The sequence below is a fragment of the Ventosimonas gracilis genome (assembly GCF_001580025.1).
GTDB classification, from domain to species: Bacteria; Pseudomonadota; Gammaproteobacteria; order Pseudomonadales; family Pseudomonadaceae; genus Ventosimonas; species Ventosimonas gracilis.
Genome location: NZ_LSZO01000050.1, coordinates 1 through 570, shown reverse-complemented (window position 1 = coordinate 570; position 570 = coordinate 1). Strand labels below are relative to the sequence as shown.

Genomic DNA, 570 nt, shown 5'->3' with positions numbered 1-570 from the left:
TGCTACTGCCCCTGCTGCTCTTGCTGCACTATCGGCAACCCAAGCGAACAGCAGCGCTAGCAGCGGCAGCGCAGGCAGCGGCAGCGCCGCCGAGCAATCCCTTGCGCTGCAACTGCGCGCCGCGCGCATCCCCTTTGTCCGCGAATACCGCTTTGCCGCTATGGCAACAGGCGGCACCGGCGAAGGGCTGCGCGAGCGCCTCGCCAAGGCCGGTCTCAAAGATTGGCGCTTTGACTTCGCGCTGCCCGCCTACAACCTCGCTATCGAGATCGAGGGCGGCTCATGGACGAACGGCAGGCACACGCGCGGCAAAGGTTTTAGCGAGGACCTGATCAAGTACGATGCCGCCATGCGCCTGGGCTTTAACGTCTACCGCTGCGATTCGCGCATGGTGCAGTCAGGCCAGGCGCTGCAAACCGTGCAGCGATTGATTGAGCGTAGTTAGGCCTAATCAAGACCAGCCCGCCCGCCTGATTTTTGTTTGGGTCTTAGGAAGCAAACGCGATCAAAGCGGCTGTTCACGCAGTAATTTTAGCAAGGCCAGATAGATGTTTTCATGTCGATGATTGA

Annotated in this window: 1 protein-coding gene; it reads left to right on the top strand. The window is 60.2% G+C overall.

What is annotated here, in order from left to right; all coding sequences use genetic code 11:
- Positions 1-445, top strand: a 445-nt coding sequence (locus AXE65_RS02725) for a putative endonuclease domain-containing protein (RefSeq protein WP_068387734.1), incomplete at its 5' end; no start/stop codon positions are given.
- Positions 446-570: the final 125 nt, after the last annotated feature.